Here is a 16,774-nt window from a genome sequence, read left to right on the forward strand (position 1 = left end):
GCTCCTCGTAGAAACTTGACAACTTTGATGGTTGATAACCTCAAGCAATTTCCACGGTAGGGGTGAATAGTTGAGATGGTCAAGTTTCGGGACGTAGGATGAATTGCATGGCAGAGGTTCAGCACATCGACACAGCCCAGCTCATGGAGCTGCTCTCGGTGTCGCTGGGCGTCTACTACAGCGACTTCACGGCCGCCGCGGCGAGTGAGAACCTCACGGCGAGCCAGGGCAAGACCTTGACGGTGCTGCGCCGGGGTCCCGCCGCGATGCGCACCCTGGCCGAGATACTGGCGTGTGACGCGTCCAACGTCACCGGGATCATCGACCGGCTGGAGAAGCGGGGTCTCGTGCGGCGGGAGGCCAGCGCATCCGACCGTCGCGTGACGAATCTGGTCATCACCTCCGAGGGCGAGCGTGCCGTCGACGCGATCCGCGCGACGATGCACCGGACCCGGGAAGGCCTGAGCAGGCTCAGCGACGAGGACCGAGCCCACCTGTACACGCTCCTGGAACGGGCTTTCGTCCAGCCCTGACGCCCGACAAGGCCGGGGCTCGACGTTCCAACCCGTTGCGCTGCAGTTACTTTGCCGAGGGCGCGGGCTGGTCGACAGCCGTGAAAGCCGGACGTGGGCGTCATCGAACACTGTTCGACCAGTCCCGTTTCCGCGAGAAACGCGCCACCGCAGCGTTTTTCACCCCTGAGCGGGGTGTCGCGCCCGGTCCGTGGACGAAACGCGACACCCGCAGAGCGTTACTTCTGAGGGGCGGTGAGGGTGTTGTACATCTGGACCAGAGAGACCACCGCGGCGGGGCCGCCGATGGCGACCGTGCCGATCGCGGCACCGAGCGCCGCACCGGAGATGGCTCCAGCGATACAGCCTCCCGGTGCGCCGGCGAAGAACAGCGGCGGCATCAGCGCGGTGCCGACCACCGCACCGGCCACACAGCCGCCGGCGAGACCGATCGCGGTACCCAGGAGGACACCGAGGCCGGAGGCCAGGCCGACCTGGTTGGCGGCCACACCGAGCGCAGCGTTGAAGTCGTCCTGGGAGAAGATCGGTTTCGCCTCGGGCTGCGTCGAGGCGACGGCGTCGGCAGGGTTACGACTGGGGGTGAGCGTCGCGGTGCGGCCATCGGCATCGATCTGCGCGGCGATGGGCCAGTCCTTGTGATCGAGCCGATAGGTCAGCGGCATGTCGAAGGCGAGATTGCCGTTGCCGTCGAGCAATTCGAACTGGTTTCCGCGAGTGGTCAGGCGGCCCGCATCGGTGCGCAGCACTACCGACTGGTCGACCACGTTGGCGGTGTAGTGAATTCCGGGGGCGACGTCGGTGCTGATCGTCGCGTCGGGTTTACCGGCCGCCGGGTCGGACGGCGACGGCGTGTCGGCGTATGCGGTACCGGCGGAGACCGTCAGCGCGGCGATCGCGATCGCGGAGGTGGCGGCGAACTTCTTCATGGTCTTCATCAGTTGTCCTTCTTCGTGAGCACGAATGCCCACGAGTCGAAAAGTGGCGAGGGAAACGACAGTGGCGGACTATCTTTTCTGCCCGCGAGCAAAGGCCTGGCGGCGAGCAGGAAACAGCTACATGGCAATGACAGATCCCGGCCGATGATCCCGGAGGAAAACAGCCGTGCACATTCCCATCCGATAGCGCCGCATCACAATCGCAGCGATACAGATGATCAGATCGACCGCACCGAAGTAAAGTATCGAATAACCACTTGTGGGAATATTCGCCGCAGGCCACCGTCCATTGCCCGCGATACGAATCTGTCGGTACGAGAAAGGTCGGTTGCCCAGCGGTCGCGCCGAACCGATAACCGGTCAGGCCGCTACCACAACCGGCAATGGGAAAGGAGGGCCGCGACGAGAAATCGCGCCCCGCAGCAGAATCGCGCCCCGCTGATCAGCGGCGTACGGCACACCGGAGAGGGGGTCGTCGAGGGCAGGGCGGGGCGAAAACGTCGACAGCAGAGTCCACACGAGCCCGGCCACCGCGCGATACAACCGCTCGGCCGCCGCAATGAGCAGGGCACACAGCATCGTGGCGGCCGCGTGCGCGGCGAGCATGATCCATCCCCCGTCGCAGCCGCTGATCTCGGATGGATGCGAAGGTCGCGGCGGCTCCGTCGATGCCGATGCCGTGTGGCCGAGCAACTGCCCCAGGGCCAGCATCCCGAACAACCGCAACCGGCCGCGGCCGGCCGAGGAACCCACTGCCGCACCGACTACGCCACTGACCAGCAACACGAGCATAAGCGCAGCAGAATTCGGAGAGTCCCCTTCGATACCGTGCGCCGCGAAAGCCACTATTCCGCATGCGACGCCGGCCACGCCACCATAAATTCGATTACCCGGCCGCATCATTGCATAGACCTCGCGACCGCCCTGTCCGATGACAACGACGATGTGTCGGCAACACAGACGAGCGATATTTCATCGGCGACCTTCACCACAATCGGAACCAACCAGGCGGAACGCAAGCACTATAACCGCGAAGACGGAAAGATGAGAAATCCGAGCAGTCTCGACGGAATGCGTTTCCAGCTCAATCGGCGAAACGTTGATCCGGACGTGAAACTGGCGTTGGTGCGATACGTCTGTTTTTTCCGATCTGTCCTGTAAATCCCTTTATCGGCAACCGCGGACCCGACGGAAATGATCCTGCGGCTCTCGAGTCGCGCCGCGGGCACACCAGTCGGCAGCGAGTCTTGCCAGAATGCGCCGTGAACTTGCCAGAAATCGGAAGTGTTGGCGTCTAACGTTTTTCGTGCGCCCAGGGGTGGTCGCGGCGGGCACACTGATCGCGGATCCGCAAGCAGGAGGGGAGATCCGCGCTCAGGCCGGAGCTGTAGCTTGAAGCCGTTCTTCGGCCGGCCGCGCGAAAGGGAACTTCTCTTGGATTCGGAGTATCAGTGGGAGGAGGAATCGTCGGCATCCGCCGAGACACTCGCCGAGCAGATGGAGTACTGGCACCACTACCTGCGGAGTCGGCAAGGGTCGGTGGGATTGGCGTTCGGCGACGACGCCGACGACTTCACCTGGTCGACCACCGCGCAGCGAGTCGGCCGGATGCAGATCGTGCGCTTCGATTCCGATCCCGTGCACTACCGCCGCACCGGACGAGATGTGCGCAGCGACGGCGACGACAGCTACCGGTTGCTGCTACCGCTGCGCGGGGAATTCAAGTTCGCGCAGGGTGATTCCGCGGAAGTCGTCACTCCCGGAACATTGGCATTCTTCCAGTGGGGTGCGCCGCTGGTGATGCGTCAGGACGAGCCACTGCGAGCGCTGATCATGACCGTCCCGGAGACGTCGGTGGATCTCTCCCGCGCCAGGAACGCTCCCCTCGCACTCGACGGACGTCGGCCCTTGGTGCGATCGCTGGTGCGCCAGATCGGTGAGCTTCACGCCGGTCACGGAGACTGGACCGCAGTGGATTTCGCGGTCGCGTACTCCAGCGCCCTCGTGTTGCTCGACGGTGTGCTCAACCACGATCACACGCACGTCGCTGGGGGCGGAAAATACGCGAATCTGGCTGCCCGTGCACGCGAGATCATGGAAATACACTGCGGTGACAGCAGACTGACCCCGGACGCCGTCGCCGGCCTGTGCGGTTGCTCGCGCCGGACGCTGCACAGCGCCCTCACCGAGGCGACCGGTCTGGCCCCGGCGGCACTGCTGCGCACGATTCGTCTCGACCGCGCGCGGCAGCGCTTGTCGTCTCCCCTGCCGGTGGACATGGACACGGTCGCGCACCACACCGGGTTCACCACCACACGCCGGTTCCGCGAAGCCTTCCAGCGCCGGTACGGCCGGAGCCCGGAGCAGATGCGCGCCGAGCTGTACGGGTCGTAGCGGAGTCCCGCCGGCGCAAGCCGTGTCGTCACCCGAAACCCTTGACCTGCAGCGGGGTTGAGGTATCACACTGGGGCGGTGACCGACTATCTGCTGCGCCCGATCGGATCCGTCGAATCCGAACTCACGGACCTCGCTACCGCACCGCGCCAGCCCGACGAAGGCGCCCCGCCGGCCTGGATCGTGCTCGACGACCGCTACGCCGAGGCGCTGGAGGGCCTCGAGCCCGGGATGGACCTCGTTCTGCTGACCTGGCTCGACCGCGCCGACCGGGACACCCTGACCCTCCATCCCCGGGACGACACGAGCCGTCCGCTCAGCGGGGTGTTCAGCACGCGCGCACCACACCGCCCGAACCCGATCGGGCTGCACGAGGTCCGGATCCTCTCCATCTCCGGCGCCCGGATCCGCGTCGCTCACCTGGAAGCCTTCGACGGCACCCCGGTCCTCGACATCAAGCCCGTGCTCGCGGCGTCCGCGGCGAACCGGTGAGAGGAGATACGCTCTGCGGTCAGTCGTTGTCGCAGAGCGCTTTCAAGGTCCGCGGGACTTCCTCGGCCGGTAGATAGCATCCGGTCTGCTCGAAACCGCCGATCGTGTGGGTGCTGTAGTCGCCGTAGCCGATACGGAGGAAGTCGTCGCCGCTGAGGCCGTGCACGGTCCAGTCGAAGGCCACCCGGGCCCGGGCGACGAGGGTGCGCAGCGCCATCAGGTGATAGCCGCGCGTGACGAATTGTGCTGGGATGCCGCGCAATCCGATCTTCAGCGGGCGCGCCACCGCATCGGCGCCGCCGAGGTCGACCACCAACCCGAGGTCCTGGTGCCGGTACGGCGTCGGCCGCTCGCCACGAAGCGCGGCCACCAGATTCTTGCCGAGGTGACGTCCCTGCCGCATGGCGTGCTGCGCGGTGGGAGCGCACACCGCGCCCGCACCGGCGGTCAGATCGGGTACCGCGGCCGCATCGCCGCAGGCCCATACACCGGTGAGCCCCGGCACGGTGAAATCGGCTGCCGCGACGATGCGGCCCTTCTCCGTCGCCGCACCGAGGTGTCCGGCGAGAGGGCTGGGGACCACACCGGCGGTCCACAGCACCGTCCGCGTCGGGATGAACCGGCCGTTGGTGAGCTGAACCCCGTGGGCGGTAACCTCTTTCGCCGACGTACCGGTGATCAGTTCGATGCCGCGTTCGGCCAGATTCCGTTTGGCCTGTTCCCCCAGTCGCTGCCCGAGTTCGGGCATGATCCGATCGCCGTGGGTGACCAGATGCCAGCGCACCATGCCGGATTCCAGCTTCGGAAAATACCGGCGCGCGGCGGCCCGGGTGACCTTGTTCAGCACCGCCGCGGTCTCGGTACCGGCGTAACCGGCGCCGATGGTGACGAAGTTCAGCCGCTCCCGGTCTTCCTCCTCGCCGCCGCGCACGGCGGCGACATCCAACTGCTGCAGGACGTGGTCACGCAGGAACATGGCCTCGGCGAGCGTCTTCATCCCGAATCCGTACTCGTCCAGTCCGGGCACATCGAGGACGCGAGTGATACTGCCCGGCACCAGCACCAGATGGTCGTAGTCGAGAGCGCTGTCGGCGCCGGCGGATCCGCGCACGACGACCTGCCGGGTATCCGGATGCACCCCGATCGCCATCCCCGGCACCACCTCGGTGCGGCGCAACACCCGCCGCAGCGACACCGTGATCGATCGCGGATTCAGCACACCCGAGGCGACCTGCGGCAGCAGCGGCAGATAGAGCAGCCCCGCATCCGGTGTCACGAGTTGGATGAACGCCTCGTCGGAGCTGAGATGACGTTCCAGGTAACGGGCACATTCGACACCGGAGAAACCACCGCCGATGATCACGATCTTCGCGGGACTCACGAATTCACTCTACTGATCGCGACCGAAGACGCAGGCCGCGTTCGGCGGCCGGGCCGATGCGGTGGCAGCGGCGAAAGTCGAATCGGCCCAAGGCATCAGCGGCACCGGATAGTTGCCAGTGGTTCGCCCGCTATGCCGTGGCGTCCGGAACCGGGAACTGGCCGGTGTTGCGGGCCGAATGCTTCGGCGCCAATTGCACGCCGGCGAGTCCGGTCCAGCACAGACTGGCGGTCGTGGCGATGGCCTCGTGTTTGGGCAGGGGTTTGCCGGTGGCCACCCAGTCCCGCGCGCACGACTGAGCGATGGCGACCAGCTCGGCCGTGATCAGCCAGCCGTGCTCGGCGCGCGGTAGCGGATGCGGTGCCAGCGCCTGCGCGAGCGTGTCGATACAGATGGTGGCGGCCTGATGGGCGATGCGTTGCGCCGACGGTTCGTCGGCCACGGCGGCGCCGGCCAGCAGAGCCGCACTGCGTGGCCGGGTGTCGGCGAAGTCGAACACCGCTGCTACCGACGCCTCCACGATCGATCGCATGCCCTCGGCGGGTTCGAGTGCGGCGGTGAGCGTCTCCTCCAGTTCCTGCATCGCCTCGTGCAGAACGGCCAGATACAGTTCCAGCTTGCTCGAGAACGACTTGTACAGGACCGGCTTGCTGATCCCGGCCCGGCAGGCGATCTCCTCCATGCCCGCGGCCCGATACCCACACGCGGCGAACAAACCCCCCGCCGCGGCCAGGATCACCCGCCGACGCCGCTGCCTGGCCTGCGTCATCTGTCTGTCCACCTGGCACCTCCTGCGCTCACGGTACCGACGCCCGGGTCCGCCACAACCGCCGCCCGCACGATCGGCGGATTACCGGGTGCCGCATTCGGGTCGCTCACCGGCCGATTGCCGGGTGGGCGGCGGACGCATGTAACCTTTCCTCCCAGGAACTCGCACCTGAGGCGGGTTCACCCCAGCCTGGTGTGGTCAGAAGGGAGATACCGATGGGTAAGCGTGGGCGTAAGAAGCGCAGCCGCCGTAAGAATGCGGCCAACCACGGCAAGCGGCCCAACTCCTGAGCCGTTGCGCCGTGCGCCCCGGGACCGCCCAGCGGACTCGGTGCACTGCTGAAGACGACAATGCGGCACGCCATCACGGATGGCGTGCCGCATTCGCGTTTCCGGTCAGGACTCGCGTTCGACCCGGGTTTCGGTGACGGTGATCGACCGCCGGATGTCGAGAGTGAGCCGCTCGCGCAGCGATTCGGGGGCACGGTCCCCACCGCATTTGCGGCTCAGCAGGCGCTTGAGCTTCTCCTCCAGACCGTATGCCTCGATACACGGCGAGCAATGGTCCATGTGGTGCTGCAATCGCGCCCGCGTGGCATCGTCGCATTCACCGTCGAGAATCAGCCAGACGTCGGTGAGAACCGCCGAACAGTCCAGTTCCATCTCGTCCCCGGCGCCCCGATCCTCGTGCTCGTGCCCACTGGTGCTCACTGGGTTACCTCCTGACGCGCCCCGTTGCCCGTTCGGTTCCGGTCGAACCCCCGCTCGTGCGCGACATCGGCCAACAGCCCCTTGAGCTGTTTGCGCCCGCGGTGCAGCCGGGACATGACGGTGCCGATCGGAGTCCCCATGATGTCGGCAATCTCCTTGTAGGGGAAGCCCTCCACGTCGGCGTAGTACACCGCCATCCGAAATTCCTCCGGCAGCGACTGCAGTGCCGCCTTGATGTCGTCGTCGGGCAGCGCCTCCAGCGCCTCCATCTCCGCCGAGCGCAGACCGGTGGAGGTGTGCTCGGCCGTCGCGGCGAGCTGCCAGTCGGTGATCTCGTCGGTGGGGTACTGCGCGGGCTGGCGCTGCTTCTTGCGATACGAGTTGATGTAGGTGTTGGTCAGGATCCGATACAGCCAGGCCCGCAGGTTGGTGCCCTCCCGGAAGGACCGGAAACCCTGATAGGCCTTGGCGAAGGTCTCCTGCACCAGATCCTCGGCGTCGGCCGGGTTGCGGGTCATCCGCAGGGCCGCACCGTAGAGCTGATCCAGCAGCGGCAGCGCGTCCCGCTCGAAGCGCCGCGCGAGTTCGGCCTCGTCGGCCGTGGAACGCACGGTCGAATCGTCGTCGCTGTCCGCGTCCTCGGCGTCGCGAGCGTCGGAATCCTCGGACGTGAGGTCGTCGTCCACCGGGTCGTCGGGGATCTCGATATCCTCCGGTCGGGAACCGCCCGCGGTGTCACCGCGGGGGCGATCGGCCGCCAGTTCGTCGTCGCTCGTCACGGAAGTCCCTTCGGTCGCCGTAGCATCTGAATCTACCGCGCGCGAGGGTCGCCGATCGAACCCGGTGTCCGGGATCATGATGTCGATCAGCGGGTACGACAGCGAGTCGCCGGTCGTTACCGGGCGTTCGTCGACGAGGACGGTCACCGGCATCTCCTTCGAACTTTTCCGATCTCGAGCGGCTGCGAAGGCAGCTGCGCTGTGCTGGCGGAACAGTGCAACATGCGGGGCCTCCACTGTGTTCCCACGGCCGCGTCACACCCGGCGAAACGCGATTGCCGGGGACGAACCGGCGCCGCTAGGGTGGCCGGCATGGCCGCATCGACACCCGCGATCCGGGCGCTGACCCAGGCGAAGGTGCCCCATGCGGTGCATTCCTATCCCCACGATCCGCGCAACGATTCCTACGGCGACGAGGCCGTCACCGCCCTGTCGGAGCGGGTGGGTGTGACGGCCGCGCAGATCTTCAAGACGCTGATCATCGAACTGTCGACCGGCACCCCCGCGGTCGCGGTGCTCCCGGTTCCGCACTCGCTGGCGTTGAAGGCGGCGGCCGCGGCTCTGGGCGCGCCCAAGGCGGCCATGGCCGACAAGGCGAAGGCCCAGCGCATCACCGGTTACGTGCTGGGCGGCGTGTCGCCGCTGGGGCAGAAGCGCGCACTCCCCACCGTGGTGGACGAATCCGCCCTGAGCTGGGATCGCATCCTCGTGAGCGCCGGGAAACGCGGCCTCGAGATCGAACTCGCGCCCGCGGAGTTGATCCGGTTGACCGGCGCGGTCACAGCGCCCGTCATCGCCTGATTTCTCGCATTCGCCGAGATCCGACCACCCTCATCGGAAATATTTGTGTGTAACAACTAGTTGGTGTATACAAATAGTTGATTGATGCAAGTAGTTTTCGGCCCGGTATGCGGCCGATCGGGTGGAAACGGAGGTCCGACATGGACAGCGAGCAGGTGATCGATCAGATCGCCCAGCAGCTGATTCGCCTGGGGCGGATCCGGGAGCGGACCAACGCCCAGGTGGCAGCGGCATCGCACGGCGACATCGATCTCTCGGCCTACCGCATCATCTTCCGCCTGCTCTGCGACGGCCCGATGCGCTCCGGCGCGCTGGCCGAGGCGATGTACTCCGACGCGTCCACGATCAGCCGCCAGGTGGCGGCCTTGGTCAAGCGCGGCCTGTTGCGCCGCGAGGCCGATCCCAGCGACGGCCGCGCCAGCGTCCTGATCGTCACCGACGCCGGCAAGGAAATGGCCGCCCACCTGCGCGTGCGGCGCAACGAGATGATCGGGCGCATCCTGACCGACTGGAACGACCCCGACCGCGAGCTGTTCGCGGTCCTGCTGCACCGCTTCGTCGACGACTACGAAGCCGCGCGACCGGCGATACTCACCCTCCCCTCCCCCACGGAAGGCCCTGCGACGGAGAAGAATTCGTGACGACAACCACCACCCCGGCCGCGGCCGGCACCGCACCGAACGCCGCGGGTTTCACCCACCGGCAGGTGCTGGTGATCATGAGCGGCCTGATCCTCGGCATGCTGCTGGCCTCCCTGGACCAGACCATCGTGTCCACGGCCATCCGCACCATTTCCGATGATCTCAGCGGCTATTCGCTGCAGGCGTGGGTCACCACCGCCTATCTCATCACCGCGACCCTCAGCACGCCGCTGTACGGGAAGCTGTCGGATATGTTCGGGCGCAAGCCCTTCTATCTGGCGGCGATCGCCATCTTCGTCGCCGGGTCGCTGCTGTGCACCATGGCCCAGTCGATGTACGAGCTGGCCGCCTTCCGCGCATTTCAGGGACTGGGCGCGGGCGGGCTGATGTCGCTGGCGCTGACCATCATGGGAGATATCGTCTCGCCGCGGGAGCGCGCGCGCTATCAGGGCTACTTCCTGGCCGTCTTCGGCACCTCGAGTGTCGTGGGGCCCGTGCTGGGCGGCCTGTTCGCAGGTCAGCCGGCCATTCTCGGCATCGACGGCTGGCGCTGGGTGTTCCTGGTGAACGTGCCGATCGGACTGCTCGCCTTCGCCGTGGTCACCAAGGTCCTGCAGTTGCCGCGCCGCCCGCATCCCGGGGTGCGGATCGACTGGTGGGGTGTGCTGATGCTCGCGGTGGGCATCGTTCCGCTGCTGGTGGTGGCCGAGCAGGGCCGGGAATGGGGCTGGGGCAGTCCGAATGCCATCGCCTGCTATCTGATCGGCGCGGCCGGCGTACTGGGCTTCATCGCGGTCGAGGCGAAACTCGGCGATCTGGCGCTGATTCCGCTGCGGATGTTCAAGAATTCGACGTTCGCCCTGGGCGTGGTCATCTCGTTCGTGGTGGGCGCCGGCATGTTCGGCGGGATCTCTTTGCTGCCGCAGTATCTGCAGGTGGTGCGCGGATCGAGTCCGACCGTCGCCGGCCTGCAGATGCTGCCCATGGTGCTCGGCATGATGACGGCCTCGGTGATCGCGGGCCAGACCATCTCCCGCACCGGCCGCTATCGCGTCTTCCCGCTGATCGGCGCCGGCCTGCTGACGCTCGGGCTGTTCCTGCTGCATCTGATCGGCGCCGACAGCCCGCTGTGGCTGGTGATGATCTTCATGGCGATCGCCGGACTCGGCCTCGGCAACCTCATGCAGCCGCTCACGCTGGCCTTGCAGAATGCCCTGCCGCCGAAGGATATGGGCGTGTCCACGGCCGCGGCCACCTTCTTCCGGCAGATCGGCGGCACCTTGGGCGTGGCGGTCTTCCTGTCCATTCTGTTCGCGCAGCTGACACCGCATATCAGCGACGAATTGCACAGCGCGGCAACACAACCCGCTTATCAGCAGGCGGTGATCGCCGGTGCGCACAGCGGCAATCCCGCCGATGCGGCGCTGTCGAAAGGTTTGCTGTCCCATGATGTCTCGGCGGCCGGACAGGTGATGAGCGACAGTTCGGTGATCCAGCAGTTGAATCCGACGCTGGCCCGCCCGTTCCAGGTCGGCTTCGCCGATTCGATGGACACCGTATTCCTCGCTGTCACCGCCATCGCCGGGATCGCGCTGTTGCTGGTGGTGTTCTGGAAGGAGGTGCCGCTGCGCACCGCGGGCGGATTACAGGCCAGTGCGGAGTCGACCGGGGTAGCCGAGGCCGCCGGAACCGTTGCGGCCCAGGCCCCAGCCGAGTCCGACGCCCAACCGCCGGCGACCCGCGCCGCGGAGGCACCGGCCCGGACCTGAGCCTCGGACACGCGGGCAGGACACGCAGTACTACGGGTGCGATTCACAGGAATCACCGGAATCGCACCCGCATCTGTGCGTTACTTGTCGGGCAGTTCGTTCTCCCCCCGATTCGTTCCGAACCGAGGATGTGATGCGAAATGACCCACCGTCCGCGCGTACGTAGCCTGCTCACCGCCACGGCAGCCGCCGCATTGCTCGCCCTGGGATCCGGTCTGCTCACCGCCGCACCCGCCGGCGCCGCGCCGAGTGTGCCGACCCCCGTCCACAATCCGGACTATCCCCTCGGCGGCGACGCCGAACATCCGGGCGCGCCGGAGAAGGATCCCCGGGCGGAGAAGGCCGAGAAACTGGGCGGCGACACCACGACCGAGCTCATCGAGTTGGGCGCGACCATCCTGAAATGCGGACTGAACATCGTGGCGCCGACCGTGAAATGTGAATAGCGGCAAGAAAACAGGCGCCGGGCCGGGTTCAGATCAGGCTGATCTGCCCGGCCTGTTCGCTGCCCGCACCCGGTACCGGCTCCAGCAGCTGCGGACCGTTGTTGCGCACCGAATTCACCAGCGGCGAGACCGGACGCGCGACGATGGACGAAATCACCTGCGCCTCAGGGGTTTCCAGTAATTCGTGTGGCGCCGGATGGTCGGGGTCGAGCCAGGCGTCCCAGTGTTCGCGCGGCATCATCAGCGGCATCCGATCGTGGATGCGGGTCAGATCGCCCACCGCGTCGGTGGTGAGGATCGTGCAGGACAGCAGCGGGGCCATATCCCGCTGCGCCGGATCCCGCCACACCGACCACAGGCCGGCCATGTACAGCCGGCGCCCCTCGGCATCCGACATGTAATACGGCTGCTTCACGGCCTTGCCGGAGCCGGTGGGGTGCGGTTCGGTGAGCCATTCGTACCAGCCGTCCATCGGAACCAGACAGCGACGCTTCTTCACCGAATCCCGGAACGAGGGCGCCGTGGCGGCGCGGTCGGCCCGGGCATTGAACAGCGGCTTGCCCTTGGCCGGAACTCCCGGTTCGGCGGCCTTCGTCCAGACCGGGATCAGCCCCCAGCGCATGCGGCGAATCCGCAGCGCCGGGTCGTCGTCGGGGTGGTTGTGGTCGTGACGGCGAACGACGGTGAGGATCTGATTCGTCGGGGCGACGTTGTAGTTGGCGCCGTTTCCGGATTTGCCGCCGGCACTCTTGTCACCAGCACCGGGCACCGATTTTCCTGCGGCGGCGTCACTCGGCGCACCGTCCGCGGTCTCGTCGAGGGCGTCGAGTTCGACCGCCAGCCTGGCGGGATTCGCCGTGGTCGCATATCTGCCGCACATATCTCCATGCTGCCATCCGGGACCGACAGAATCCGTAGGCTCGGCCATACCCGCACAACGAGACGAATCCAACTGAAGGCGATTGACATCACATCGCGAATGTGAGAACTTTTTGCCACCACTCTCTCATTAGGGGTCGCCGAACCATGTCCACCACCGAGTCCACCGCCGCCACCGCGTCGGCACAGGCAGCCGAATCCGCTCGGCCCACCGAGCTCTCCTCTCTCAATCCGGCCACGGGCGACGTTATCGCCACCCACCCCATCGCCGACGACGATGCGGTGCGGGCGGCCGTCGCCAAGGCCCGCGCGGCCGCCGCGACCTGGGGCGGCCTCAGCTTCGCCGATCGCAAGCGGGCGCTACTGCGCTGGTCCAGCCGCCTCGTCGCCCGTGCCGACGAATTCTGCGATCTGATCCACGCTGAGAACGGCAAGCCGCGCGACGACGCATACCTGGAATTGATGCTGGCCCTCGAACACATCGCCTGGGCCGCCAAGAACGCCGAGAAGGTTCTCAAACCGAAGAAGGTGTCGCCCGGCGCCCTGATGTCGAATTTCGCGGCGTCGATCGAGCAGCGGCCGCTGGGTGTGGTCGGCGTGATCGGCCCGTGGAATTACCCCGTCTACACCCCCAACGGTTCGCTGGCCTACGCGCTGGCCGCCGGTAACACCGTGGTGTTCAAACCGAGTGAATACTCCACCGCCATCGGCAATTTCGTCGGCCAGGCCTTCGTGGACGCCAACCCCGACCTGCCCGAGGGCGTGTTCGTCACGATCAACGGATTCGGCGCGACCGGCGCCGCGCTGGTGCGCGCGGGAGTCGACAAGATCGCCTTCACCGGCTCCACCGCGACCGGTAAGAAGATCATGGCCGCCGCGGCCGAAACGCTGACTCCGGTGCTGCTGGAATGCGGCGGTAAGGATGCGGTGATCGTCGCCGCGGACGCCGATATCGCCGCCGCGGCCGACGCCGTCGCCTACGGCGCGACCATGAACAGCGGCCAGACCTGCGCCGGCGTGGAACGCGTCTACGTCGACAAGTCGATTCGCGAGCCGTTCGTGGCCGAGGTGAAGAAGATCCTGTCGGACGTGCACGCCGGCTCCGACGCCAAGGCTTCCTACGGCCCGATGACCATGCCGTCGCAGGTCGACATCGTGCGCCGGCACATCGAATCGGCGCTGGCCAACGGCGGCACTGCGGTGCTGGGCGGCCCGGATTCGGTGCACGCGCCGTATATCGAGCCCGTGGTTCTGGTCGACGTGGACGAGAACTCGGATGCCGTGTGCGAAGAGACCTTCGGCCCGACCGTCACCATCCGCACCGTCGACACCATCGACGAGGCGGTCGACCTCGCGAACAACTCGAAGTACGGCCTGGGATCGGCGGTGTACTCGCGCAAGCACGGCCTCGAGATCGCCCGCCGGCTGCGCGCCGGAGCCACCTCGGTCAACTCGGTGCTCGGCTTCGCCGCCATCGCGTCGCTGCCCTTCGGCGGCGTCGGCGATTCCGGCATCGGCCGCATCCACGGTGCGCCCGGTCTGCTGGAGTTCACCAGCCCGCATTCGATCGCGGTGCAGCGCTTCGCGATTCCGGGTATGGCGCTGATGAGCTACAAGCGCACCGAGAGCACCATGAAGCTGCTGCGCAAGGTGGTTCCGCTGCTGCACGGCCGCCACAAGTAGTCCGAATACGCACTGCCTCTCCCTCGGGCCCGCACCCAACGGTGCGGGCCCGATCGCGTGGTGAGATCGGGCGCGGCAACCGGCGCGTTCCCGGATGAGGCGGCAATTGTCCGAATCCAGCAAATAAACGAGCATACGTCGGAGATCACAAAACCGCGCTCCCTGCACACGGGTTCAGCTCTCATGCGCGAAGATGGTCCGGTGAGTTTCTGGCCCGCGCCCCACATCGACCATGCCGTGCACGCGACCGTCACCCTGCCCGGGTCCAAATCGATCACCAACCGGGCATTGATTCTCGCCGCGCTCGCGGACCGCCCCTCGACGATCACCGGCGCCCTGCGCAGCCGGGACACCGAGCTGATGATCGCGGGCTTACGCGCGATGGGCACCGAAATCACCGGTGACGGCGACACCCTCGCCGTCACCCCGCCGACGCACCTGCACAACGCCACCGTCGATTGCGGACTGGCGGGCACCGTGATGCGGTTCCTGCCGCCGGTGGCCGCGCTGGCGCACGGCGATGTCGCGTTCTTCGGCGACGAGCAGGCGCAGCTGCGTCCGCTGCACACGATCCTCGACGCGCTGCGCAGTCTCGGCGTCGACATCGACGGCAACACCCTGCCGTTCGTCGTGCACGGCGCCGGGACGCTGCGCGGCGGGCGGGTCACCATCGACGCCTCCGGTTCCTCGCAGTTCGTCTCCGGGCTGCTGTTGTCGGCGGCGCGTTTCGACACCGGGATCACCGTGCACCACGAGGGCGCGCCACTGCCGTCCATGCCGCATATCGAGATGACGGTGCAGATGCTGCGGCAGGCCGGGGTCCGGGTGGAGGCACCCGCCGATCCGCGCAAGGAACAGGTCTGGACCATCGAACCCGGGCCGATCCACGCCGTCGACTGGGATGTCGAGCCGGATCTGTCCAACGCCACGCCGTTCCTGGCCGCGGCGGCGGTCACCGGCGGCGAGGTGACCATTCCGCACTGGCCGCAGCTGACCACACAGGCCGGTGACGTGATCCGCGAGATCCTGGTCCGGATGGGCGCCGAGGCGCGCCGTTACGACGGCAAACTCACCGTGCGCGGTCCGCAGTCCCTCGCCGGCATCGATATCGACCTGCACGACGTGGGCGAGCTGACGCCGACCGTCGCCGCGCTCGCCGCGCTGGCCGACTCCCCGTCGCGGCTGCGCGGCATCGCCCATCTGCGCGGACACGAAACCGATCGGCTGGCCGCGCTGACCACCGAGATCAACCGCCTCGGCGGCAACGTCACCGAAACCGAGGACGGGCTGAGCATCGAGCCGACCCCGCTGCAGGGCGGCCAGTGGCATTCCTACGCCGATCACCGAATGGCCACGGCGGGCGCGATTCTAGGCCTGCGCGTGCCCGGTGTGAGCATCGAGGACATCGGCACCACCGCCAAGACGCTGCCCGAATTCGTCACCCTGTGGGAATCGATGCTGGCGGGCGCCGGCGCCTTATCTGGTGAGGGAGCGGCCCACTGAGGCGGCGGGAGTACGACGAATCCGATGTCCGGGTCCGCCCGGGCAGGGGTTCGCGTCCCCGCACCAAGACCCGGCCGGAACATCGAGATGCGGCGTCGGCCATGGTGGTTTCGGTCGATCGGGGACGCTGGGGATGCGTGCTCGGCGACGATCCGGATCGCCGCGTGGTCGCGATGCGGGCGCGGGAACTGGGCCGCACCCCGATCGTGGTCGGCGATCAGGTGGATGTGGTCGGCGACCTGTCCGGCCGGCCCGATACGCTGGCGCGGATCGTGCGCGTCGCCGATCGCCGAACGGTGTTGCGCCGCACCGCCGATGACACCGACCCTTTCGAACGCATCGTGGTGTCGAACGCCGAACAGCTGTTCATCGTCGTGGCGCTGGCCGATCCGCCGCCTCGCACCGGCTTCGTCGAACGCGCCATGGTGGCCGCGTATGCCGGTGGGCTGCAACCGATTCTGTGCCTGACCAAACACGATCTGGCCGCCGATTCCGAATTCGCCGCCGAATTCGCCGATCTGGATCTGACCATCGTCTACGGCGGGCGTGACGATCCCCTGGAACCCGTTCGCGACCTCCTGCGGGATTCGCTGACCTGTCTGCTCGGCCACTCCGGCGTCGGCAAGTCGACGCTGGTGAATCGCCTTGTCCCCGAAGCGGAACGAGCCGTGGGCACGGTCTCCGGCGTCGGCAAGGGCCGCCACACCTCCACTCAGTCGGTGGCCCTGCCGCTGGAAGGCGGCGGCTGGGTCATCGACACCCCCGGCATCCGCTCCTTCGGCCTCGCCCACATCTCCCCCGACGACGTGATCGCCGCCTTCCCCGACCTGTCCGAGGCCATCGAGGACTGCCCCCGCGGCTGCACCCACCTCGGCCCACCCGCCGACCCGGAATGCGCGCTGGACGAACTGCCGGGCAAGGAGCGGCGGGTGGCGGCGATCCGGCTGTTGCTGACAGCGCTGAATTCCAACGATCCCTGGGTGGTCGGCGGCAGCTGAGCCCTCTGGGTCTGCAGGCGCGGGCAGGTGGCGCAGGAATGCGATACTTGGCATTGCACGA

The 16,774-nt window shown here is 67.2% G+C and carries 19 protein-coding genes; 12 read left to right on the forward strand and 7 right to left on the reverse strand.

Features of this window, described 5'->3' with window-relative positions:
* The first annotated feature begins 107 nt into the window (after nucleotides 1-107).
* Nucleotides 108-533: a MarR family winged helix-turn-helix transcriptional regulator gene (locus A5789_RS00290; protein WP_063010723.1), complete on the forward strand. Its 426-nt coding sequence runs from the start codon at nucleotides 108-110 to the stop codon at nucleotides 531-533.
* A gap of 218 nt (nucleotides 534-751) precedes the next feature.
* Here the strand turns inward: A5789_RS00290 and A5789_RS00295 are convergent, their stop codons facing one another.
* Nucleotides 752-1,468 carry a hypothetical protein gene (locus A5789_RS00295; protein WP_155525568.1) on the reverse strand — a complete coding sequence of 239 codons (717 nt, stop codon included), beginning with the start codon at nucleotides 1,466-1,468 and terminating at the stop codon, nucleotides 752-754.
* Nucleotides 1,469-1,828: 360 nt separating this feature from the next.
* Nucleotides 1,829-2,074: a hypothetical protein gene (locus A5789_RS36195; RefSeq protein ID WP_146098630.1), complete on the reverse strand. Its 246-nt coding sequence runs from the start codon at nucleotides 2,072-2,074 to the stop codon at nucleotides 1,829-1,831.
* 75 nt (nucleotides 2,075-2,149) lie between these two features.
* Between A5789_RS36195 and A5789_RS00305 the strand changes: the two genes are divergently transcribed.
* The 3 genes from A5789_RS00305 to tsaA all read left to right on the forward strand — a co-directional run bounded on the left by A5789_RS00305 (nucleotide 2,150) and on the right by tsaA (nucleotide 4,354).
* Nucleotides 2,150-2,629, forward strand: coding sequence for a hypothetical protein (locus tag A5789_RS00305; protein ID WP_155525569.1), 480 nt, complete (start codon nucleotides 2,150-2,152; stop codon nucleotides 2,627-2,629).
* A 273-nt stretch (nucleotides 2,630-2,902) separates the two neighbouring features.
* Nucleotides 2,903-3,862 (forward strand): AraC family transcriptional regulator, encoded by a 960-nt coding sequence (locus A5789_RS00310; protein ID WP_064903431.1) that lies wholly within the window; start codon nucleotides 2,903-2,905, stop codon nucleotides 3,860-3,862.
* Between the two features lie 78 nt (nucleotides 3,863-3,940).
* Entirely contained in the window at nucleotides 3,941-4,354 is a 414-nt protein-coding gene (tsaA, locus tag A5789_RS00315; RefSeq protein WP_064903429.1) for a tRNA (N6-threonylcarbamoyladenosine(37)-N6)-methyltransferase TrmO, read from the forward strand.
* Between the two features lie 19 nt (nucleotides 4,355-4,373).
* On the opposite strand, the gene A5789_RS00320 is transcribed toward tsaA, so the two are convergent.
* Both A5789_RS00320 and A5789_RS00325 read right to left on the reverse strand, forming a co-directional pair.
* Nucleotides 4,374-5,735, reverse strand: a complete 1,362-nt coding sequence (locus tag A5789_RS00320; RefSeq protein WP_064903427.1) for an NAD(P)/FAD-dependent oxidoreductase — start codon at nucleotides 5,733-5,735, stop codon at nucleotides 4,374-4,376.
* 130 nt (nucleotides 5,736-5,865) lie between these two features.
* Nucleotides 5,866-6,516 (reverse strand): TetR/AcrR family transcriptional regulator, encoded by a 651-nt coding sequence (locus A5789_RS00325; protein ID WP_082940368.1) that lies wholly within the window; start codon nucleotides 6,514-6,516, stop codon nucleotides 5,866-5,868.
* A gap of 203 nt (nucleotides 6,517-6,719) precedes the next feature.
* Here A5789_RS00325 and A5789_RS38470 point away from each other — a divergent pair, with 203 nt between their 5' ends.
* The gene (locus A5789_RS38470; RefSeq protein WP_369801531.1) at nucleotides 6,720-6,794 is read left to right on the forward strand and encodes a 50S ribosomal protein bL37; all 75 of its coding nucleotides are present in this window, start codon (nucleotides 6,720-6,722) and stop codon (nucleotides 6,792-6,794) included.
* Nucleotides 6,795-6,899: 105 nt separating this feature from the next.
* On the opposite strand, the gene rsrA is transcribed toward A5789_RS38470, so the two are convergent.
* Together rsrA and A5789_RS00335 are read right to left on the reverse strand one after the other, a co-directional pair.
* Complete coding sequence (gene rsrA, locus A5789_RS00330; RefSeq protein ID WP_030515050.1) at nucleotides 6,900-7,166, reverse strand: mycothiol system anti-sigma-R factor; 267 nt, start codon at nucleotides 7,164-7,166, stop codon at nucleotides 6,900-6,902.
* 44 nt (nucleotides 7,167-7,210) lie between these two features.
* On the reverse strand, nucleotides 7,211-7,825 hold the full coding sequence (locus tag A5789_RS00335; protein ID WP_036504644.1) for a sigma-70 family RNA polymerase sigma factor: 615 nt from the start codon (nucleotides 7,823-7,825) through the stop codon (nucleotides 7,211-7,213).
* Nucleotides 7,826-8,296: 471 nt separating this feature from the next.
* Between A5789_RS00335 and ybaK the strand changes: the two genes are divergently transcribed.
* The 4 genes from ybaK (at nucleotide 8,297) to A5789_RS00355 (ending at nucleotide 11,650) form a co-directional block, all read left to right on the forward strand.
* Nucleotides 8,297-8,794 (forward strand): Cys-tRNA(Pro) deacylase, encoded by a 498-nt coding sequence (gene ybaK, locus A5789_RS00340; protein ID WP_064903423.1) that lies wholly within the window; start codon nucleotides 8,297-8,299, stop codon nucleotides 8,792-8,794.
* Nucleotides 8,795-8,934: 140 nt separating this feature from the next.
* The gene (locus tag A5789_RS00345; protein WP_063010740.1) at nucleotides 8,935-9,435 is read left to right on the forward strand and encodes a MarR family winged helix-turn-helix transcriptional regulator; all 501 of its coding nucleotides are present in this window, start codon (nucleotides 8,935-8,937) and stop codon (nucleotides 9,433-9,435) included.
* Between the two features lie 77 nt (nucleotides 9,436-9,512).
* Entirely contained in the window at nucleotides 9,513-11,204 is a 1,692-nt protein-coding gene (locus A5789_RS00350; protein ID WP_082940379.1) for an MDR family MFS transporter, read from the forward strand.
* A 140-nt stretch (nucleotides 11,205-11,344) separates the two neighbouring features.
* Nucleotides 11,345-11,650 (forward strand): hypothetical protein, encoded by a 306-nt coding sequence (locus A5789_RS00355; RefSeq protein ID WP_064903420.1) that lies wholly within the window; start codon nucleotides 11,345-11,347, stop codon nucleotides 11,648-11,650.
* Between the two features lie 28 nt (nucleotides 11,651-11,678).
* Here A5789_RS00355 and A5789_RS00360 read toward each other — a convergent pair whose 3' ends face one another.
* On the reverse strand, nucleotides 11,679-12,530 hold the full coding sequence (locus A5789_RS00360) for an SOS response-associated peptidase (protein ID WP_063010744.1): 852 nt from the start codon (nucleotides 12,528-12,530) through the stop codon (nucleotides 11,679-11,681).
* A gap of 146 nt (nucleotides 12,531-12,676) precedes the next feature.
* On the opposite strand from A5789_RS00360, the gene A5789_RS00365 reads away from it, so the two are divergent.
* The 3 genes from A5789_RS00365 to rsgA all read left to right on the forward strand — a co-directional run bounded on the left by A5789_RS00365 (nucleotide 12,677) and on the right by rsgA (nucleotide 16,713).
* Entirely contained in the window at nucleotides 12,677-14,212 is a 1,536-nt protein-coding gene (locus A5789_RS00365) for an aldehyde dehydrogenase family protein (protein ID WP_064903418.1), read from the forward strand.
* Between the two features lie 183 nt (nucleotides 14,213-14,395).
* Nucleotides 14,396-15,715, forward strand: coding sequence for a 3-phosphoshikimate 1-carboxyvinyltransferase (gene aroA / locus A5789_RS00370; RefSeq protein ID WP_063010748.1), 1,320 nt, complete (start codon nucleotides 14,396-14,398; stop codon nucleotides 15,713-15,715).
* Nucleotides 15,712-16,713 (forward strand): ribosome small subunit-dependent GTPase A, encoded by a 1,002-nt coding sequence (gene rsgA, locus A5789_RS00375; protein WP_064903416.1) that lies wholly within the window; start codon nucleotides 15,712-15,714, stop codon nucleotides 16,711-16,713. Before aroA ends, rsgA begins: the two co-directional genes overlap by 4 nt.
* Nucleotides 16,714-16,774: the final 61 nt, after the last annotated feature.

Source organism: Nocardia sp. 852002-51101_SCH5132738 (assembly GCF_001665695.1).
Taxonomy (GTDB): Bacteria; Actinomycetota; Actinomycetes; order Mycobacteriales; family Mycobacteriaceae; genus Nocardia; species Nocardia nova.